Source organism: Bacillus sp. FSL R5-0709 (assembly GCF_038004785.1).
Taxonomy (GTDB): Bacteria; Bacillota; Bacilli; order Bacillales; family Bacillaceae_G; genus Bacillus_A; species Bacillus_A mycoides.
The window spans coordinates 85,001-87,500 of record NZ_JBBORT010000001.1; the positions used below are offsets into that span (position 1 = coordinate 85,001).

Annotated in this window: 5 tRNA genes and 2 rRNA genes (1 of these 7 only partly in view); all 7 read left to right on the forward strand. The window is 51.1% G+C overall.

Annotated elements, in window-relative coordinates:
* Positions 1-1,819 (forward strand): 23S ribosomal RNA (locus MKX37_RS00440); it begins 1,103 nt to the left of the window's first position.
* 101 nt (positions 1,820-1,920) lie between these two features.
* Positions 1,921-2,036: ribosomal RNA gene (gene rrf / locus MKX37_RS00445) — 5S ribosomal RNA — on the forward strand.
* A gap of 5 nt (positions 2,037-2,041) precedes the next feature.
* Positions 2,042-2,117: transfer RNA gene (locus MKX37_RS00450), tRNA-Val, on the forward strand.
* 4 nt (positions 2,118-2,121) lie between these two features.
* Positions 2,122-2,197 (forward strand) — tRNA-Thr (locus tag MKX37_RS00455).
* A gap of 14 nt (positions 2,198-2,211) precedes the next feature.
* Positions 2,212-2,287, forward strand: a tRNA-Lys gene (locus tag MKX37_RS00460).
* 14 nt (positions 2,288-2,301) lie between these two features.
* Positions 2,302-2,382, forward strand: a tRNA-Leu gene (locus MKX37_RS00465).
* Positions 2,383-2,411: 29 nt separating this feature from the next.
* Positions 2,412-2,486: transfer RNA gene (locus tag MKX37_RS00470), tRNA-Gly, on the forward strand.
* The last annotated feature ends 14 nt before the right edge of the window (positions 2,487-2,500 follow it).

A 2,500-nucleotide genomic window follows, 5' to 3' on the forward strand; every position in this document is an offset into this window, starting at 1 on the left:
TGTTGGCTCAGAAGCAGCCACCATTTAAAGAGTGCGTAATAGCTCACTAGTCGAGTGACTCTGCGCCGAAAATGTACCGGGGCTAAATACACCACCGAAGCTGCGAATTGATACCAATGGTATCAGTGGTAGGGGAGCGTTCTAAGTGCAGTGAAGTCAGACCGGAAGGACTGGTGGAGCGCTTAGAAGTGAGAATGCCGGTATGAGTAGCGAAAGACGGGTGAGAATCCCGTCCACCGAATGCCTAAGGTTTCCTGAGGAAGGCTCGTCCGCTCAGGGTTAGTCAGGACCTAAGCCGAGGCCGACAGGCGTAGGCGATGGACAACAGGTTGATATTCCTGTACCACCTCTTTATCGTTTGAGCAATGGAGGGACGCAGAAGGATAGAAGAAGCGTGCGATTGGTTGTGCACGTCCAAGCAGTTAGGCTGATAAGTAGGCAAATCCGCTTATCGTGAAGGCTGAGCTGTGATGGGGAAGCTCCTTATGGAGCGAAGTCTTTGATTCCCCGCTGCCAAGAAAAGCTTCTAGCGAGATAAAAGGTGCCTGTACCGCAAACCGACACAGGTAGGCGAGGAGAGAATCCTAAGGTGTGCGAGAGAACTCTGGTTAAGGAACTCGGCAAAATGACCCCGTAACTTCGGGAGAAGGGGTGCTTTCTTAACGGAAAGCCGCAGTGAATAGGCCCAAGCGACTGTTTAGCAAAAACACAGGTCTCTGCGAAGCCGTAAGGCGAAGTATAGGGGCTGACACCTGCCCGGTGCTGGAAGGTTAAGGAGAGGGGTTAGCGTAAGCGAAGCTCTGAACTGAAGCCCCAGTAAACGGCGGCCGTAACTATAACGGTCCTAAGGTAGCGAAATTCCTTGTCGGGTAAGTTCCGACCCGCACGAAAGGTGTAACGATTTGGGCACTGTCTCAACCAGAGACTCGGTGAAATTATAGTACCTGTGAAGATGCAGGTTACCCGCGACAGGACGGAAAGACCCCGTGGAGCTTTACTGTAGCCTGATATTGAATTTTGGTACAGTTTGTACAGGATAGGCGGGAGCCATTGAAACCGGAGCGCTAGCTTCGGTGGAGGCGCTGGTGGGATACCGCCCTGACTGTATTGAAATTCTAACCTACGGGTCTTATCGACCCGGGAGACAGTGTCAGGTGGGCAGTTTGACTGGGGCGGTCGCCTCCTAAAGTGTAACGGAGGCGCCCAAAGGTTCCCTCAGAATGGTTGGAAATCATTCGTAGAGTGCAAAGGCATAAGGGAGCTTGACTGCGAGACCTACAAGTCGAGCAGGGACGAAAGTCGGGCTTAGTGATCCGGTGGTTCCGCATGGAAGGGCCATCGCTCAACGGATAAAAGCTACCCCGGGGATAACAGGCTTATCTCCCCCAAGAGTCCACATCGACGGGGAGGTTTGGCACCTCGATGTCGGCTCATCGCATCCTGGGGCTGTAGTCGGTCCCAAGGGTTGGGCTGTTCGCCCATTAAAGCGGTACGCGAGCTGGGTTCAGAACGTCGTGAGACAGTTCGGTCCCTATCCGTCGTGGGCGCAGGAAATTTGAGAGGAGCTGTCCTTAGTACGAGAGGACCGGGATGGACGCACCGCTGGTGTACCAGTTGTTCTGCCAAGGGCATAGCTGGGTAGCTATGTGCGGAAGGGATAAGTGCTGAAAGCATCTAAGCATGAAGCCCCCCTCAAGATGAGATTTCCCATAGCGTAAGCTAGTAAGATCCCTGAAAGATGATCAGGTTGATAGGTTCGAGGTGGAAGCATGGTGACATGTGGAGCTGACGAATACTAATAGATCGAGGACTTAACCATATAATATGAAGCAATGTTATCTAGTTTTGAAAGAATATAAAAAACTTGTTGACTTTCAAAAGTTAATGAGTTATAATAATTCTTGTCTTAAATGAATATAGTCTGGTAATGATGGCAGAGAGGCCACACCCGTTCCCATACCGAACACGGAAGTTAAGCTCTCTAGCGCCGATGGTAGTTGGGACCTTGTCCCTGTGAGAGTAGGACGTTGCCAGGCAATTCGGAGGATTAGCTCAGCTGGGAGAGCACCTGCCTTACAAGCAGGGGGTCGGCGGTTCGATCCCGTCATCCTCCACCATTTAGCCGACTTAGCTCAATTGGTAGAGCAACTGACTTGTAATCAGTAGGTTGGGGGTTCAAGTCCTCTAGTCGGCACCAGTTTTTAATTGTACGAGCCATTAGCTCAGTTGGTAGAGCATCTGACTTTTAATCAGAGGGTCGAAGGTTCGAATCCTTCATGGCTCACCATTTTAATGAAATATGCGGGTGTGGCGGAATTGGCAGACGCACTAGACTTAGGATCTAGCGCCTTTGGCGTGGGGGTTCGACTCCCTTCACCCGCACTTTTAATAAAATAACTCAAACATGTCTTGCGGAAGTAGTTCAGTGGTAGAATACAACCTTGCCAAGGTTGGGGTCGCGGGTTCGAATCCCGTCTTCCGCTCCAATTTTCAGTATGAC